Origin of the sequence: Mycobacterium sp. 852002-51163_SCH5372311 (assembly GCF_001667115.1) — a bacterium.
In the GTDB taxonomy this organism is placed as follows: domain Bacteria; phylum Actinomycetota; class Actinomycetes; order Mycobacteriales; family Mycobacteriaceae; genus Mycobacterium.
Map to the genome: position 1 here is coordinate 1 of NZ_LZIJ01000164.1, position 17946 is coordinate 17946.

Genomic DNA, 17946 nt, shown 5'->3' on the forward strand with positions numbered 1-17946 from the left:
GGCATCGGGGCCGCCGACCAGCGCCGTGGCTCCTTCTTCGACGCCCTTGCGGATGTAGCCCATTACGCGCTCGCGCTGCTTGTCCGAGATCACCGGACCGCACAACGTTCCGGGGTCCTGCGGGTCACCGCACGTGACGTTATCGTAGATGCTCTTGAGAATCGCCACGCCCTCGTCGTAGCGCGACCGCGGAAGCAACATCCGCGTCGGGTTGGCGCAGCCCTGGCCGGCGTGCATACACGGCGCGATACCGATCGCGCACGCCATCCCGAAATCGGCGTCCTCCAACACAATCGTGGCCGACTTGCCGCCCAGCTCGAGGAACAGCCGCTTCATGGTCGCCGCGCCCTTTTCCATGATCCGCTTGCCGACGACCGTCGAACCGGTAAACGAGATCAGGTCGACCTTCGGCGACAGCGTGAGCTCCTCGCCCACAAAGTGATCCGACGCCGTGACCACGTTGACCACACCCGCGGGAATGTCGGTCTTCTCGGCGATCAGCCGGCCCAGCCGCGTCGCATTGAACGGCGTGTTCGGCGCCGGCTTGAGCACCACGGTGTTGCCGGTGCCCAGTGCCTGGCCGAGTTTGTTGAGTGTCACCTCGAACGGAAAGTTCCAGGGCACAATCGCGCCGACCACACCCACCGGCTCCCGCCACACCTTGATGGACGTGTTCGTGCCGGTCAGGCTGATCACCCGATCCCCCAAATCGGTTTCCCACGCGTACTCGTCGATCAACCTGGCCGGGTACTTCAACCCGTCGGCCAACGGGGCATCCAGCTGAGGACCGAACGTGATCGCCCGCGGCGAGCCGACCTCGAGGATCAGCTCCTCACGCAGCTCCTCCTTCTCCTCCTCGATCGCGTCGTGCAACTGCAGCAGGCAGCGCTTGCGCAACTCGCGGTTGGTCGACCAGTCGGTCTCGTCGAAAGCTCGCCGGGCCGCATCGATGGCGCGATGCATGTCCTCCTTGGACGCGTCCGCCACCTCCCCGAGCGGCTCCTCGGTCGCCGGGTTGATGTTGGTGAAGGTGCCGGCCTGGCCGTCGACGAGCTTGCCGTCGATCAACATCTTCGGCTCGAAACGGACCTTTACAGCCTCGGTCATATCTGTCACTCTCTTCTGAGTTATTTGAGGGGCTACGGAGAGCCTTACTGGAAACTAGCCGATTGGCAAGTTGCAACTTGGTAGCCCCCTACTGGGGATCGAATAACACCGGCACCGACGTCGGCGACCGGAAGACCTGTCCACGGACGTGTGGGTCGTCCCCGTCGGGATCGAGGCGCAGGTTCGGCAGCCGGTCCAGCAGCAGGTTGATGGCAGTGCGCATCTCCAGACGGGCCAGGTGCATGCCCAGGCAGACGTGCACGCCATGCCCCCAACCCAGGTGCGCCCTGGCCTGCCGGTGAATGTCGAACTTGTCCGGATCGGGATAGCGGTCTTCCTGGCGGTTCGCCGAGCCCAGCATCGGCATCACGGTGGCGCCTGCCGGTATCGCCACCCCGCCGAGTTCGGTGTCGCGGGTCGCCACCCGGGTGATGGTGAGCAGCGGTGATTCCCAACGCACGCCCTCTTCGATCGCCTGCGGCAGCAGCGACCGATCCGCCCGAATCGCAGCCAACTGTGCGGGATCCGAGAGCAACGCCAACAGCAGGCTGCCCAGCGACCGGTACGTCGTCTCCACTCCGGCCGGCAGCAGCAGACGTAGGAACGAGAAGATCTCCTCGTCCGCGAGCTTCTCACCGTCAATCTCTGCCGCAGCCAGGGCGCTGATCAGATCGTCTTTCGGCTCGGCGCGTCGAGCATCGAGGATGGGCGCGAAGTACTCACACAACGCCGCCGCGGCCGCGAGCCCTCGTTCCGGGTTCATCAGCCAACTCAACAGCGAAATCGACCACCGCTGGAACTGTGGATAGTCCTCCTCCGGCAGGCCCAACAAGCCCGCGATGACCTGGCTCGGATAGTCGAACGTGAACTCCTTCACCAGATCTGCCTTGCCATTGGGTGCGAACTTGTCGATCAGGCTGTTTGCCACCCGGCCTACCAACTCGTCTTGCCACCGTGCCAAGGACTTCTGCGAGAACGCCTTGGACACCAGCGACCGCAGTCGGCCGTGAATCGGCTCGTCCATCCCGAGCATGACGTGTTCACCCAACACCGGACCGAACGCAGCGATGACCGCCGCCGAGGAGAAGGTTTCGTTGTCCCGCAGCATCTGCTGGATGTCCTCGTGGCGGTACACGATGAACATCGGCAACGATTCCTCGTGCGGAAGCGCGCCCGACGTTTCCAGGCGTTGCACCGGTTCCTCGCGGCGCAACCGCGCCAACTCGGTATACGGATCACGCACGTCGCCGGAGATCGCGTCGTCGAAGGCGCCGAAATCTTCCAGGTCGTCGAAAAGCTGATCCATTAGTGCTCCTTCCCCCGTTTGGCCAAACGCTGCAGCAGTGGCTGCGGAATGACTCGCGCGGCAAACACCATCACCTTCTGGCTGGCCGTCAACGGCCAAGCACCGCCCCGCATCGAGCCCTGTCTCGGTATGCCCAGCACGACCCGCGACATGTGGTGCATGCCCGGCGCCGGCAGAATCCGGTTGGACGCCAAGAGCATTGAAGCATCCGGACCTACCCCGCGCCGGCGAAACGGCGCCTGGTCATCCAGCGCCTTTACCAGGCCGTCGGTGAACCGCTGCGGCGGCCGGGCGAAGCGGATCGCGAACCGGCCGCGGGTGTTCATGGTGTTGTGCAGCCGCGCGTACGGGCCGTCGAAGTTGCGGTCGTCGGTGGTTCCCGCGTCGGTGATGATGTCGGTGTCGTAGGTGCCCGCTACCAAAATGGTGACACCCAGACCGAAGGGGGCGATTTCGCACGCCATCGACTCACCCCACCGCTCCAACGCGCCCTTGGCCGCCGAATACGGCGCGGTACCAGGCTGACCGCGCACGCCGGCAGCACTGGATACCAGCACGATGCGCCCCTTTCCCGCCGCCCGCATCGCCGGCAGCAGCGCCTGGGTGAGGGCGACGGGGCCCAACACGTGAGTGGCGAACATCCGCTGCCACAACGCCATATCGGTTTCCTCCACCATCCCGGCGGCGGAGATCCCGGCGTTGTGCACCAGCGCGTAAGGTGCGCCCACGGCTTCTTCAATTGCCTTGGCCGCCAAGGCGATCGATGCGGCATCCAGCAGGTCGAGCTGCACTGAAATCAACCGGTCGTCATGTTCTCCGGCGCCGGTCGCCTCCCTCAGAAATGGGGCCGCCCGGTCGGGTGTGCGCATGGCGGCGACCACACGCCACCCCTCGCGATACAAGCGCACGGCCGAGGCGAAGCCCAGTCCGCGCGACGCACCCGTGATGACGACGCTGCGCGGCTCAGCCATGCGCGCTCGGTGAAGTCGCGCAGGCTCCTTGGCCCGGCGGCGGCGGATCGACGTGGGGACGTCCGTTCGGCTGGCCGCTCATCCAGGTAGACCAGATGCCGACCGAGTACGGGCCCTCGGCGCCAGCCTTCTCGTAAAACCCTTGCGGGTCATAGACTTTGGCTTCCGGATACGGCCACGGGCAGGCAACGGCAGTCGCCGCTCCACTGGCCTTGATGACGGCGAACCATGCGCCGTAGGCGAAGTAAGAGACGTTGATGATGACAAACATCACCAGGAAGGTGCCCAGCACCGGCCGACTCGGGAGGAGTTTGGCCTTGGCGGCCAGCTTCTCCGCCACCGACTTACCCGTGTCGTCGCGGTAGCACAGGATCGCCGCGGGCACCATCACGAAGGTTACCGAGAAGGACTCCCAGATCAGCGGGAACTGGAATGTCGTACCGGTGAACACCGAACCCCACGGAATGACCTGCGAGTAGATGTACATGCCCATGTGAACCAGCGGCATCTCCAGGCACGCATCGAAGACGAAGCCGATCGCGCACGTCAGCAATCCCAGGCTGACCAGTGGGTGACGCGAGACAAATGCCTGCGGCCCACGCTTGGCCTGCAGTTTGCGCAGAATCCAGACCGCGGGGAAGTACGGGCCGAAATAGAAAAGCACGTAACCGAATACGACGAACGGCTCGACCGTCGGCGACAGCGACACCAACGGCCACGACTCCGGCCAGTGGATGAGGTCGGGGTTGTAGACCGCGAACGGCGACCAGTTCATGATCGGGTCTTGCCAGACGATCAGGGTGGTGCACAGGAACATCAGCATCACCGGACTGCCCGGATTACGGCGCCATCCCCGGATGAATATCACCAGCAGCACAAGCAGCAAGACGATCGTGGCAATGTGCAGGAACGCGATGTAATCCAGGCCGAAGATGAACTTGACCGGGCGGGGCCGGCCTTGCACATTCGGGTTGGCGACGCGCGGGTCGAGGGCGGTGCGGCAGTTGGCGATGAAAAAAAGCGTGAACGCCGCCAGGGCGGCGCCGGCCATCCAACCGCCCCAGCCGCGTTTGTGGCTTCGTTGCGGGGCGGCCGGCTTCTCTTCGGCGGCAAGCGGTATGGATTGCTCAGTACTCATTTCGTCAGCCTCACTCTCCGAAACGATCTACCAAGTGCGAGTTGATGCCGTCGGCATCGAGGGTCCGGGCCACCAGATAGCCGGCACCCATCCAGGCCCGACGGGTCCACTTGCCGAACGACACTCGGGTGCCGGGCGCGCCCGACGCGGCGGGCATCATCTTCACCCGCTCCAGCGCCTCCTTGACCCCGCGCGGGCTGAGCGGGTGCGCATCGGTGAACGCCCGCACAAGTGTGGCGGCGACGTCACGGTTGACAACCGGTACGCAATATTCCGGTCGCCTGCCCCCGTACTTTTGGGCGTAACAATCGAGGAAGTCCTGGCCGATCTGATTCGCCTCGTCGTACTGGTCGACCCCGATCCACCCCATGAACGCGTTCCACATAATCGGGTTGACCCAGGCATTCTGGAAAGCCGTAGTGGTGAATCTCGGTGGGTCCCAGTCGACTGCCTGCAACGCCGGGTTGATGAACACGATCCCGAATCCGAAGCCCAGGTGGACAATTGCTTCGGCCTTCGCTTCGTGCAGAGTGCGTACGGCTTCGTTGATGTCCTGCGCGGTCTGTGCGATGGCCGCTTCGGCGACGATGCGAATGCCCTTGCGGCGACAGGCACTTCGCAGATTCTTGAGATAACTCTCACCGATCAGGTTCTGCTCGACGAGCACTCCGATCTGGTTCAGCCGACGTTTGGCCACCAGGTCAGCGATGAAGATCGGCTCGTCGGTCATCGACCCTTGCGGAAACGAGAACGTCCATTCGCCTAACCAGTCGTCGGTGCCGGTGACGCTGATGGCCGGTACTTTGAACCGCTCTTCGATCGCTTCTCGCGTCGGCACGCAGTTGTCGGTGATGTGCGGCCCGAACACCACCAGGCAACCTTCGTCGACGAGCTCGCCGAACGTGTCGATCACCGCCTTGACCGATCCCTTCGGCAACCCCTCCACTTCGCGGTAAACCATTTGCACGGGCCGGTCCAGCGCCCCGCTTGCAACGGCCTCCTCGAAGACCAGGTCAAAGCACTGGGTGAAATCCGCCTTCATCTCCTCGGGAAACATCGGTGGCAGCGTGAAGTCCATCAGGTAGCCGACCTTGATCGGCTCGGCGCTGCTTTCGTAGGACATCTGACCTCCTGAAAAACCCGCGTGGCGATTCACCGGCATGGATCTACGAACAACCTAATATTTGTTCAGCCGGATGTAATGGCCTGCACTGGCAATCGTCAGTTCCATCCGTCCCCGCCCAAATAGACATCGATCATCTCGTTGAGGGCCCGGCCCACGGCCACGTCGTCGGTGAGCGGTCCGGCGATCGCAGCCCGCGCCGCCTCTCGCGTAGTCAAGCCCTCGGCAATGAGCTGGCCGGCCGCAATGAGCACGCGCGTCGACGCGACCTCACGCAGTCCGCCGGTTTCCAGCCGCCGAATTGCCTGGCCGAAGCGCACCAGCTCGGCCGCGGCCGCACCGTCCACCCCCGCTTCGTGTGCGACGATCTCCTCTTCGATATCGGCTGTGGGAAAACCGAATTCGATAGCGACCATGCGCTGGCGGGTGGAATCCTTGAGATCCTTGAGCACACTTTGATAGCCGGGGTTGTATGACACCACCAAGCCGAACCCGGGTGCGGCGTCCAGGGTGATGCCAAGCCGTTCGATGGGCAGCTGGCGGCGGTGGTCGGCGAGTGGGTGCAGGACCACCGTCGTGTCTTGTCGAGCTTCCACCACTTCGTCCAGGTAGCAGATCGCGCCCTCGCGGACCGCTCGGGTCAGCGGACCGTCCACCCACACCGTCTCGTCACCCTGCAACAAATACCGGCCGACGAGGTCCGCTGTGGTGAGGTCGTCGTGGCAGGCGACGGTGATCAGCTGCCGCCCGAGGTCGTGGGCCATGGCCTCGACGAAGCGGGTCTTGCCGCAACCCGTCGGCCCCTTGAGGACGAGTGCCAAGCCTTGGCGGTAGGCCGCCTTGAATATCGCCTCTTCGCTGCCGACCGCTTTGTAGTAGGGCCGCAAGTCCTCCGCCTCGGGGGTCGCGCCGTTCCGGTGCACCAGCCCGGACTCCTTGGCCATAACTTTCCTTCTGCTAGTTGATCGGAGCCTAACCGGAACAGATGTTTGTTTCAAGGTTGGTTGCTGTCACGACACCCTCCGGCGGACTTCGGCAGAGCGCAGCGCCGACCGGAACAGGGGTCCGATGACACCGGCGAGCTGATCTGGCCGCGCGATGGTCGCATGCGCGGTACTGCCGAACACCCTGCGCAGCGATGGCACGTCGGTTCCCGCGCCGATCGTCAGGCATACACAGCCGGTGCCCCGCCGGCGGGCTTCGGTCAACGCGCGGCGTGCGTCCGCGGCGCCGTAGGCCCGCTCGTAGCCGTGGTCGTATGCGAGGCCGTCGGACAACACCACCAACAACCGCCGCGTCGTGCCGCCGCGAGCCTCGAGAACCGCCGAACCATGGCGAATGGCCGCGCCCAGGCGGGAGTAAGCGCCAGGTTCCAGGCTGTTCAGCCGCCGTATCACCCGGGCGTCGAGAGGATCGTCAAATCTCTTGACCGGCAACATGTTCACCGCTCCCCGGCCCTGGGAGAAATAGGCGTAGAGCGCAACCCGGTCGCCGAGGTCGTGCAGGGCGACGGTGAGGTTGGCGACGGCAGCACACTGTTGTTCGTGCACCGTGCGCCCAACGGTTCCGGGCTCGGCCGCCGAGCCGGACACGTCGAGTAGCAGCAACACCGAGAGGTCGCGGCGGCGGCGCAGGCTGTCGAGATACACCGCTTCGTCGGGCACCGACCTGGCAAGCACCTCGACGCGGGCTTCGACGGCGGCGTCGATGTCGATGTCGTCGCCCTGCGACTGTCGATGCCGTCGATGCAGACCCATTCCCAATCGGGAAAGCGGGCGCCGCAGACCAATGGCCGATTCGATCGCTTGAGTCGCAGTCGGCTTGATCGGCGGCTCGACCTCGCGCACCGTGCACCACGCGGGGCGATACCGCTTGCGCGTTACGTCCCACTCGGGGTACTGCATGCCTCCCGCTTGCACGTCGCTATCTGCGGCGTCTCCGGCGTCTTCGCTCGAGGTCGAAGCCAACGACGTCACGGCGTGCATGCCGCGAATTCCCGACATGGTGCGATGCGTCGGATTGTCCGCACCCGGCGGCCCGCCGCCGCGACCCGCCTTTCGCGCGGACGACAGCATCTTCTTCAACAACTTACCTATGAAGCCGCCGCCGCCGACCGGGCTGGTGAACAAATCGGGATCGTCCGAGGCGTCGACTTCGCCGTCGTCAAGCTCCTCCAGTTGTCGGGTATGGTCCTGCTTTTGGCGGCCGCGCGGGACATGTTGCGGCGTCGCCTGATCCTTAGGTGCGGCCGCGTGAGACGACGCGGCCAGCGCCTTGGCTGCACGGATCATGCCAAACGCCGGCGGCGGATCCTCGATCGCTTCCCGTCCGTCGGCGATCCGCAGCGAAGCAATGGGCGAGTCGCTGCGCCTGGCGATGTCGGGGTTGCCCATCGTCGACACGATGCTGGGTAGCAGGCCCTCATTGGCGACCAGGGCGCGATGAGCCTCGATCGCCAGATAGCGCCTTGCCAGCCGAGGGTGGCGGACCAGTCGACGCACGACCTCTGGATCCAGGCTGCCGGCCGCGATCATCGACGCCTGCACGGCTATGGACTTGAGGGTCTCGAGTTTTCCGTGCGGTCGCACCGATGCATCGACGTAGATGGTGTGGCCGTCCGTCCACGAGGACTCGCCGGGTGGCAGTTCGGCAACGGCCACCGGCCGGCCGGCAAGCGCAGAAGCGAGCATGCCGAGGGCCTGCAATTGCTCGCCACGAGCGTCGTTTCCCGCGCTCAACCTCCCAATGCACCCCGCTTGATCAATTGACCAAATATCTGTTCCAACGTAGAGTCCGGCTTGGTCGCAGTCAATCGCGTGAGGTCGAATAGGAAACGTGGACTTCTCATACCCGGTGGAAGTGGAACATTTCCGGGGTGAGCTGCGTGCGTGGCTGTCGGCGAACCTGACCGACGACTTGATAGCGGCTCGCCGGCCCACCGGTCGCGACGACGCGGCGTTCGAGGCGCTGCGCACCTGGAACCGCGCCATGGCCGATGCCGGATGGGCGGCAGTCTCCTGGCCAACAGAGTACGGCGGCCGGGGCGCGACCGTGCTGGAGCAACTCGTCTACACCGAGGAGACCACTCGTGCGCGGGCTCCCTTGCCGCTCAACGTCATTGGTATGAACAACATCGCCCCGGCCATCATGCAGTACGGCACCGAAGCGCAGAAGAAGACGCTGCTCCCCCGCATGATGCGGGCCGACGACATCTGGTGTCAGGGCATGTCCGAGCCCGAAGCCGGCTCCGATCTGGCCGCGCTGCGTACCCGTGCGGTGCGCAGCGGTGACTCAGGCGACGAGTTCGTGGTCAACGGGCAGAAGATCTGGACTTCGCTCGGGCACCGGGCCGACTGGTGTCAGCTCTATGTGCGCACCGATCCCGACGTGCCGAAACACCAGGGGATCTCCTGCCTGATCGTCGACATGAAGCTGCCGGGCATCGAGGTCCGGCCACTCGTCACGCTCAACGGTGACACCGATTTCGCCGAGGTGTTCTTCCACGACGTGCGGGTGCCGGCGGACGCGTTACTCGGTCCGCTCAACGGCGGCTGGCACGTTGCCACCACCACGCTCAGCCACGAACGTGCCGGGGCGGCAAGGCTGTACGCCGAGCTGCAGGTGCGGCTGGAGGAACTGGTGGCCGACTTCGCCGCGGCGGGCGCCGGAGAAGATCCGGTCACGCTGCGGCGCCTCGGCGAGATCGCGGTGCGCATCAAGTACCTGGAAGTGCTTTGCCAGCGGTCGATTTCGGCCACCCTGCACGGTGGCCCCGACATCACCGCGTTCGGATCCGCGAGCCTGGCCAAGACGGTATGGGGCGAGATCGGGCAAGACCTGGCCGCGCTGGCGTTCGACGTGTTGGGCATGAATGGGCGGTGGGCCGACTATCGGCTGACGTCCCGCTCGCTGACCATCGCCGGGGGCACCACGCAGATCAACAAGAACATCACCGCCCAGCGCGTATTGGGGCTGCCGCGCAAATGAACCTCGAGCTGACCGACGAGCAACTGGCGCTGCGCGACACCGTGCGGCATTTCCTGGCCGAGAAAGCACCGATTTCCGGGCACGTCCGCCCGCTGCTCGACGATCCGTCCGGCACCGACGACGCGGTCTGGCAAGGCCTCGCCGACCTCGGGACCACCGGGGTGCTGGTGCCGGAGGACTACGGCGGCGCCGGCATGACGATGGTCGAGGCCGGCATCGTGGCCGAAGAACTCGGCGCGACCCTGCACCCGGGGCCGTGGCTGTCGAGCGCGGTGGCCGCGACGCGCATGCTGACCCGAGCCGGTGGAAACGCGGCCGCTGAGATTCTGGCAGGCATTGCCGACGGCACCAAGATCGCGACGCTGGCTCCACTGGGCAAGCCGGGGGCACTGTCGACCACGCTAACCGGCGTGCCTGACGCCGCGGCGGCCGATGTATTGCTGGTACTGGCTGAATACCACGACGGCACCGGGCTCTTCGCCGTCGATAAATGCGCAGCAGGTGTTTCGGTGATGCCCGAGCGCGGAATCGACCAGACTCGCAAACAGTTTCGGGTCAGGCTCGATAACGCCGATGCGCATCTGCTCGCCACGGTGTCACCGCAGGACATCACCGCAGTCGTCGACGACGTACTCATCGCCATGGCCGCCGACGCGCTCGGCGCGGCAAGCGCGGTCATGCAGCTCGCAGTCGAATACGCCAAGACGAGAAGGCAATTCGGTCAGGCGATCGGATCATTTCAGGCGGTGCAGCACCTGTGCGTCGACATGTACGAGACGGTCGAGCTGGCCCGCAGCGGAGTCATCCATGCGCTGTGGGCTGCCGACGCAGCTCCAGAGCATCGGCACCTGTCCGCGGTGCGCGCCAAGGCGTTCGCCGGGCGACTGGCCACCGTCGGTGACACCGCGATCCAGGTGTTCGGGGGGATCGGTTACACCTGGGAGCACGATGCTCACCTCTATCTCAAGCGGCTGCTGAGCTGGAGCCAATTCCTCGGCGGCCCCGACCGCTATCTCACCGAACTCGGTGCGCGCCTTACCAATTCCGAGCCGTCGAAGGGTTTTCCATGATCGACTTCACCAGCCGGATCGCGCTCGTCACCGGTGCGGGCCGAGGCCTTGGCCGGCTGTATGCGCTGGAACTGGCTCGGCGCGGTGCCGCCGTGGTCGTCAACGACCTGGGCGGAACGATGCACGGCGAGGGCTCCGATGAGAGCGTCGCCGACCAGGTAGTCGCCGAGATCGAAGCTGCCGGCGGGGTCGCGGTGGCTTCGCACGACTCGGTAGCCAGCCCCGAGGGCGGCGAGGCTATCGTCTCGCTCGCCGTCGAACGGTTCGGCCGCCTCGACGCGGTGGTGAGCAACGCCGGCATCTTCAACAGCGTTCCGTTCGACGAGCTGTCCCCCGAGCAGTGGCGGCGCATGCTCGGCGTGCACCTGGACGGCGGGTTCTATCTGAGCCGGCCCGCATACAAGGTGATGAAGAAGCAACGCTACGGCCGGTTCGTCTTCATCTCCTCGTCGGGCGGCATGTTCGGCCAACCGCTGGAAGCCCACTACGCCGCGGCCAAGGCCGGGCTGGTCGGATTGTCGAACGTGATCGCGATCGAAGGCGCCGAACACGGCATCCTTTCCAACACGGTGCTACCGTTCGGCTTTTCCCGCATGGTGACCGAAACCGTCGGTGATCCGAAAGCCCTTGAGGAGATTGGCTTTCTGAATGTGATCAAGCCCGAGCTGGTGGTTCCCGTCGTCGTCTTCCTGGCGAGTCGGGCCTGCGAATTGACCCACCAGAATTACTCGGCCTGTGCCGGCCGCTTCGCACGGGTCTTCGTCGGTCTCGGTGAGGGCTGGTTGGCGGCGCCCGAGAGCAATCCGACGGCCGACGACATCGCAGCCCATCTTTCCGAGGTGTCGGCAACCGAACCGTTCACCGTGCCCGGCTCGATCTTCGAGGAAGTCTTCGCGGTGGCCGCCCAGCTCGGTGTGACGTCGTGACCACGGACATCCCGTACCTGCTCAGCTCCACCCGTTCGGCACGCAAGTCACTGGATCTCGATGCGCCCGTCGACCTCGCCGAGATTCGCGAGTGCCTGCGGATCGGTTTGCAGGCGGCCAATGGCTCGAATCAGCAGAACTGGCGGTGGCTGGTTGTGGTCGACCCCCGCTTGCGGGTAAAGATCGCCGAGCTGTACCGCGAGGCGTATTTGCTCCGAGTCGGCGGTCAGTTGCTCGCCGACCTGATGCCGGCCGGCACGCCGGAGACCCGGCTGATGTCGTCCACTGAGTGGTTAGTAGAAAACATGGCGAAGGTGCCGGTGCTGGTAATTCCCTGCTATGAGCCGTACCTCCCGCGCATGGACGGCGACGAGTCATTCCACCAGGCGACGCTGTACGGCTCGATCTTCCCGCCGGTGTGGAACTTTCAGCTAGCCTTGCACACCCGCGGCTATGGCACCTGCATCACCACTTTGCACCTGCACCGCGAACGGGAGGTGGGGCAACTGCTCGGGATACCAGAGAGCTACGTGCAGGGCTGCCTGCTGCCGGTGGGCCGCCTACGTGCCGGCCACCGCTTCCGGCCGGCCCGTCGACGCGCCGTCGACGAGGTAACCGCGCTCGACCGTTGGGACGGCGCGCCGCCTTAAGATTGGCCTCTTAGCGCTGTCAGCAGCACATTCATAGAGATGAGTCTGGTAACCTATACCAAAGATTTGGTTCACCGGGAGGACAGGTGCATATGGCCAGAGCCGATGCACTGGAACAAGCCGGCAGCGCCACCGACTCCGGAACCCGCCGGACCGAGATCCTGCAGACCGCCGCGTCACTGATCGCCTCGTCGGGGTTACGGACCTCGCTTCAGGAAATCGCCGATGCGGCAGGCATTCTCCCGGGCAGCCTGTACCACCACTTCGAGTCCAAAGAAGCGATCCTGGTCGAGCTGACGCAGCGTTACCACGAAGACTTGAACCGCATCGGGCAGCAGGCGCAGGCGAGGCTGGATCAACCCGATGCGCGGCCCGCCGACAAGAAAATCACCGAGTTGGGAGTGGCGATCGCCAACTGTGCGGTGGAACATCAGGCCGCCCTGCAGATGTCGTTCTACGAGGGCCCGAACGCGGATGCCGAGCTGCTGCAGCGTGCGCAACAGCCCAGCGCAATCCATGACGCGATGCTGCAGACACTGCGTGCCGGCAGGTGGAGCGGCTACATCAAACCCGACATCGACCTTCCGACCTTGGCCGACCGTATCTGCCAGACCATGCTGCAGGTGGGTCTGGACGTTATCCGTGACAAAGCCTCTGCCGATCAAGTGGCCGGACTCATGTGCCGAATCATCCTGCATGGGTTGGCAGCCCGGCCTCCCACCGATGCCGCGCTGGATCGGTCCAAGGCCTTTGCCGCCGCCAGCGAGGTCACCGAGACCTGGGCCGACGACAGCGTCGCGGACCCTGGCGACAAAGCGGCACATCTGCGCGCGGTGGCAAAGACCGAGTTCGGCCGAAAAGGTTACGAAGTCACCACCATCCGGGACATCGCATCCGCGGCGGGTCTCGGCACCGGCACCGTGTACCGGGTGATCGGATCGAAGGACGAACTGCTCGCCTCGATAATGCGCTCGTTCGGCAAAAAAGTGGAAGCCGGATGGGTCAGCGTGCTGCGCTCGGATGCGTCGACGATCGAGAAGCTCGACGCGCTGAGTTGGGTCAACGTCAACGCGCTGGACCAGTTCTCCGACGAGTTCCGGATTCAGCTGGCGTGGATGCGACAGTCGCCACCGACCACCAACCCGGGCTGGTCGTACACCACGCGGTTGCGGCAGATGAAATCACTCCTCTCCGAGGGGATCCGGTCGGGAGAGATACGCATCGACACGCCGTCAACCGCGATGCTGGCGCGCTGTGTCATCGGCATGCAGTGGATACCGGAGAACATTCTGCGTGCCGTGGGAACTCGCGCGGCGTTGCTGCACGCCCGCGATACCGTCCTGCGCGGGGTCGCGGTTCCCGGAACGTAACCGTCGGAGCCGGACACCAGGTACCCGGTGTTGAACCAAATAACTGTTACCCATACAGTTGGGCAATTAGAACCGGGTTGGCAGTTGCCGAGAAGGGGATTTCCATGACTGTTATCGATCGATTGCGTTATGACGGCAAGCGGGCGCTCGTCGTCGGCGGCGCGACGGGCATGGGCGCGGCGGCGGCCAAGTCAGCGGGCGAGCTCGGCGCCGAAGTAATCGTGCTGGACTACGCGCCGGTGAACTATGACGTCGCCAAGGCGATACAGGTGGACCTGCGCGACCCGGCCTCCATCGACGCGGCGCTGGAGCAGGTCGAGGGGCCGGTGCATGCCGTGTTCTCCGCCGCCGGAGTCGCCGACGGGCCGGATCTGATGAAGATCAACTTCATCGGGCACCGCTATCTCATCGAGAGGCTGCTCGGCAACAATCAACTTCCGTCGGGCTCGGCGATCTGCTTCATCTCCTCAGTCGCCGGGATGGGGTGGGAAAACGACCTGGAACTGCTGAACGAGTTCCTGGCCACGCCGGACTTCGCGGCGGCCGACGCCTGGGTCAAGGCGCACGAGCCAGAAGGCATCATCCACTACGGCTTCAGCAAGAAGGCGGTCAACGCCTACGTCGCAACCCAGGGCTATCCCCTGCTGAAGCGCGGCATCCGCATCAACGCCATCTGCCCGGGTCCCACCGACACCCCGCTGGCCCAGGCCAACGCGGACCTGTGGCTGACCTTCGCGCAGGACTACCGGGACGAAACCGGCTCGAAAGTCCACACCCCGGAGCAAATGGGCGACGTCATGGCGTTCCTCAACAGCGCCGCCGCATTCGGCATCAGCGGGATCACCCTGCTGGTGGACTACGGGCACACGATGGCCTCGCTCACCGGGGCATATCCGCCGGGCAAGCCGATCATCGATCTGATCATGGGCCGGGTGAAGCTGTAAGGAGGCCGGCCGCGTGGCGCGCATCGTCGTGATTGGCGGCCACGGCAAGGTCGCTCTGCACTTGGCCCGCATCCTGACCGAGCGCGGCGACGAGGTGACGTCGGTGTTCCGCAACCCGGACCACGCCGACGACGTCGCCGGAACGGGCGCCAAACCGGTCACCGCCGACATCGAGCGGCTCGACACCGCCGCGCTGGCCCAGCTGGTCGCGGGCCACGACGCCGTGGTGTTCTCCGCCGGGGCCGGTGGGGGCAACCCGGCCCGCACCTACGCCGTCGACCGCGATGCGGCGATCCGGGTGATAGATGCCGCCGCGCAGGCAGGCGTCAAACGGTTCGTGATGGTGTCGTATTTCGGTGCGGGCGCCGATCATGGTGTGTCGCCGGAGAATTCGTTCTTTCCGTACGCCGAGGCCAAGGCCGCCGCTGATGCACATCTGCGAGGCACCAACCTGGACTGGACGATCCTGGGCCCGGGCCACCTCACCCTGGAACCCGCGACGGGACGGATCGCGATTGGTGAGGGAAAGGGTTCGGTCTCGCGGGCGGACGTCGCGCTCGTCGTCGCGGCGGCACTGGCCGACGACTCGACGGTCGGCCGAACCATCGAGTTCAACAACGGTGACGTTGCCATCGCCGAAGCACTGGCACGCTGACCGCCCAGACAGCGCGGAGTACCCTTGGCGACGCAGTTGGTCTGCTGACGCCCGCGTGGCATCGGCATCGAGCGAAGCACGTTGACCGTGCGTCGCGAGAGGGAACCCGGTGAGAATCCGGGACTGTCCCGCAGCGGTATGCAGGAACGACCGCCGTCTCACAAGCACTGGTCTCGCAGATGGGACTGGGAAGCGACGGCCACTAGGAGCACCTCCGGGTGCGCGCCTGTGAGTCCGAAGACCTGCCGGCTGTGCCGGGCGCGCCGCGTCCGGCGGTTCATCGCCTCGCGGAATGGGCGTTTGGCCGTATCCGTTGCGGTGTACGTACCTAAGGTGCGCACCGCCAACCGGATCGGTTGTGCGTCCGCCGGCGGTGACCAGCCCGTCGATTGAAGGACGATTTCGTGACTCAGTTCGTAAGCAGCCAACCGTTTACCGCCACCGTTACCGGCTCCCCACGCATCGGTCCCAACCGTGAACTCAAACGCGCCACCGAGGGCTACTGGGCGGGACGCACCAGCCGAGCCGACCTGGAATCCGTCGCCGCGACATTGCGCCACGACACGTGGTCGGGCCTGGCGGCCGCCGGCCTCGACTCGGTACCGGTGAACACCTTCTCCTACTACGACCAGATGCTCGACACCGCGGTCATGCTCGGCGCCCTGCCGCCCCGGGTCGCGGAGATCCCTGACGAGCTGGACCGTTACTTCGCCGCGGCGCGGGGGAATGATGACGTCGCACCGCTCGAGATGACGAAGTGGTTCGACACCAACTACCACTACCTGGTTCCGGAGATCGAACCGGCCATCCGCTTCGCGCTCAACCCGGACAAGGTGCTCTCCGAGCTGAAAGAGGCTCTTGCGCAAGGAATTCCGGCACGCCCCGTGGTCATCGGACCGATTACCTTCCTGGTCCTGAGCAAGGGCGTCAACAACGCGGGCGCACCCATTGAGCGACTTGAGGAACTGGTCCCGGTCTACTCCGAGCTGCTCTCGCTGCTCGCCGAGAACGGCGCCCGATGGGTGCAGTTTGACGAGCCGGCACTGGTCACCGACATTTCTCCCGACGCGCCCGCACTGGCCGAGGCGGTGTACAACGCGCTGGGCTCGGTGAGCAACCGGCCCGCCATCTACGTCACCACCTACTTCGGCGACCCCGCGGCCTCCCTGGCCGGACTGGCCCGCACCCCGGTCGAGGCGATCGGCGTCGACCTGGTTGCCGGTGCCGACACCGCGGTAGCGGTGGTTCCGGAACTGGCAGGCAAGACGCTGGTGGCCGGCATCGTTGACGGACGCAACATTTGGCGCACCGATCTGGAGGCGGCGCTGGGCAGACTGGCGACTCTGCTGGAGGCAGCGGAGGCGGTAGCAGTCTCCACATCGTGCTCCACCATGCACGTCCCCTACTCGCTGGAACCCGAGACCGGGCTGGACGACGCCCTGCGCAGCTGGCTGGCGTTCGGTGCCGAAAAGGTGCGCGAGGTCGTCGTGCTGGCACGCGCACTGCACGACGGCCGCGACACGGTCGCCGACGAGATCGCGGCCTCCAACGCCGCCGTCGCTTCCCGCAAACGTGACCCTCGCCTGCAGAACGGCCAGGTCCGGGCCCGGATCGACGCGATCGTCGCGTCCGGCGCACACCGCGGCGACGCCGCGCAACGCCGGGCCAGCCAGGAGGCGCGCCTGCACCTGCCGCCGTTGCCGACCACGACCATCGGCTCCTATCCGCAGACATCTGCAATTCGCAAGGCACGCGCGGCTTTTCGTGCTGGTGAGATCGACGAGGCCGAATACGTGAGCAGGATGAAGAAGGAGATCGCCGACGTCATCAAATTGCAGGAAGAACTCGGCCTGGATGTGCTGGTGCATGGTGAGCCGGAGCGCAACGACATGGTCCAGTACTTCGCCGAACAGCTGGAGGGCTTCTTCGCCACGCAGAACGGCTGGGTGCAGTCGTACGGCAGCCGCTGCGTGCGACCGCCGATCCTCTATGGCGACGTGGTTCGCACCCACCCGATGACGGTCGAGTGGATCACCTATGCGCAGTCGCTGACCGACAAGCCGGTGAAGGGCATGCTGACCGGGCCGGTCACCATCTTGGCGTGGTCGTTCGTCCGTGACGACCAGCCGCTGGCCGACACCGCGAACCAGGTAGCGCTCGCCATTCGCGACGAGACCGTAGATCTGCAGTCCGCCGGCATCGCCGTCATCCAGGTCGACGAGCCTGCGCTGCGCGAACTGCTGCCGTTGCGGCGTGTCGATCAGGAAGAATATTTGCGTTGGGCCGTAACAGCTTTCAGGCTGGCCACTTCCGGGGTCGCAGACTCGACGCAGATCCACACTCACCTCTGTTACTCGGAATTCGGTGAGGTCATCGGAGCGATCGCCGACTTGGACGCCGACGTGACGTCCATCGAGGCGGCGCGCTCGCACATGGAGGTGCTGGACGACCTGAACGCGGCCGGGTTCGCCAACAGCGTGGGCCCGGGTGTCTACGACATCCACTCACCACGAGTGCCGAGAACCGGCGAGATGGCCGAGTCGCTGCGCGCGGCATTGCGCGCGGTGCCCGCCGAGCGGCTGTGGGTCAATCCCGACTGCGGGCTCAAGACCCGCAACGTCGACGAGGTCACCGCATCGCTGCGGAACATGGTGGCCGCGGCGCACGAAGTGCGGTCCGGGTAGCTCAAACCGGCCGCG

General features: G+C 65.4%; 15 protein-coding genes and 1 riboswitch. Of the genes, 8 read left to right on the forward strand and 7 right to left on the reverse strand.

The window, feature by feature from the left end:
• The 7 genes from A5791_RS17730 to A5791_RS17760 form a co-directional block, all read right to left on the reverse strand.
• On the reverse strand, positions 1-1107 hold a 1107-nt coding region (locus A5791_RS17730; protein ID WP_067239601.1), incomplete at its 3' end, for an aldehyde dehydrogenase family protein.
• An 88-nt stretch (positions 1108-1195) separates the two neighbouring features.
• Positions 1196-2413 (reverse strand): cytochrome P450, encoded by a 1218-nt coding sequence (locus A5791_RS17735; RefSeq protein WP_067239604.1) that lies wholly within the window; start codon positions 2411-2413, stop codon positions 1196-1198.
• A complete protein-coding gene (locus A5791_RS17740; RefSeq protein ID WP_067239607.1) occupies positions 2413-3384 on the reverse strand; it encodes an SDR family oxidoreductase in 972 nt (323 codons plus the stop codon). The genes A5791_RS17735 and A5791_RS17740 overlap by 1 nt, the downstream gene beginning before the upstream one ends.
• Positions 3377-4522, reverse strand: a complete 1146-nt coding sequence (locus A5791_RS17745; RefSeq protein WP_067239610.1) for a spirocyclase AveC family protein — start codon at positions 4520-4522, stop codon at positions 3377-3379. The genes A5791_RS17740 and A5791_RS17745 overlap by 8 nt, the downstream gene beginning before the upstream one ends.
• 10 nt (positions 4523-4532) lie before the next feature.
• A complete protein-coding gene (locus A5791_RS17750; RefSeq protein WP_067239612.1) occupies positions 4533-5645 on the reverse strand; it encodes an ABC transporter substrate-binding protein in 1113 nt (370 codons plus the stop codon).
• 98 nt (positions 5646-5743) lie between these two features.
• Entirely contained in the window at positions 5744-6589 is an 846-nt protein-coding gene (locus A5791_RS17755) for a CbbQ/NirQ/NorQ/GpvN family protein (protein ID WP_067239614.1), read from the reverse strand.
• A gap of 66 nt (positions 6590-6655) precedes the next feature.
• Positions 6656-8335, reverse strand: a complete 1680-nt coding sequence (locus A5791_RS17760) for a nitric oxide reductase activation protein NorD (RefSeq protein ID WP_082967000.1) — start codon at positions 8333-8335, stop codon at positions 6656-6658.
• Between the two features lie 145 nt (positions 8336-8480).
• On the opposite strand from A5791_RS17760, the gene A5791_RS17765 reads away from it, so the two are divergent.
• From A5791_RS17765 to metE, 8 genes are all read left to right on the forward strand, one after another.
• Entirely contained in the window at positions 8481-9632 is a 1152-nt protein-coding gene (locus tag A5791_RS17765; RefSeq protein ID WP_067239619.1) for an acyl-CoA dehydrogenase family protein, read from the forward strand.
• Complete coding sequence (locus A5791_RS17770) at positions 9629-10702, forward strand: acyl-CoA dehydrogenase family protein (protein WP_067239622.1); 1074 nt, start codon at positions 9629-9631, stop codon at positions 10700-10702. Before A5791_RS17765 ends, A5791_RS17770 begins: the two co-directional genes overlap by 4 nt.
• Positions 10699-11628, forward strand: a complete 930-nt coding sequence (locus A5791_RS17775; RefSeq protein ID WP_067239624.1) for an SDR family NAD(P)-dependent oxidoreductase — start codon at positions 10699-10701, stop codon at positions 11626-11628. The genes A5791_RS17770 and A5791_RS17775 overlap by 4 nt, the downstream gene beginning before the upstream one ends.
• On the forward strand, positions 11625-12278 hold the full coding sequence (locus A5791_RS17780; RefSeq protein ID WP_067239626.1) for a nitroreductase family protein: 654 nt from the start codon (positions 11625-11627) through the stop codon (positions 12276-12278). Before A5791_RS17775 ends, A5791_RS17780 begins: the two co-directional genes overlap by 4 nt.
• Before the next feature lie 92 nt (positions 12279-12370).
• The gene (locus A5791_RS17785; protein ID WP_067239629.1) at positions 12371-13648 is read left to right on the forward strand and encodes a TetR/AcrR family transcriptional regulator; all 1278 of its coding nucleotides are present in this window, start codon (positions 12371-12373) and stop codon (positions 13646-13648) included.
• A gap of 104 nt (positions 13649-13752) precedes the next feature.
• Complete coding sequence (locus A5791_RS17790) at positions 13753-14592, forward strand: SDR family oxidoreductase (protein WP_067239632.1); 840 nt, start codon at positions 13753-13755, stop codon at positions 14590-14592.
• Between the two features lie 13 nt (positions 14593-14605).
• Complete coding sequence (locus A5791_RS17795; protein ID WP_067239635.1) at positions 14606-15247, forward strand: SDR family oxidoreductase; 642 nt, start codon at positions 14606-14608, stop codon at positions 15245-15247.
• 61 nt (positions 15248-15308) lie between these two features.
• Positions 15309-15512: riboswitch (cobalamin riboswitch) on the forward strand.
• A gap of 139 nt (positions 15513-15651) precedes the next feature.
• Positions 15652-17931, forward strand: coding sequence for a 5-methyltetrahydropteroyltriglutamate--homocysteine S-methyltransferase (gene metE, locus A5791_RS17800; RefSeq protein WP_067239764.1), 2280 nt, complete (start codon positions 15652-15654; stop codon positions 17929-17931).
• Positions 17932-17946: the final 15 nt, after the last annotated feature.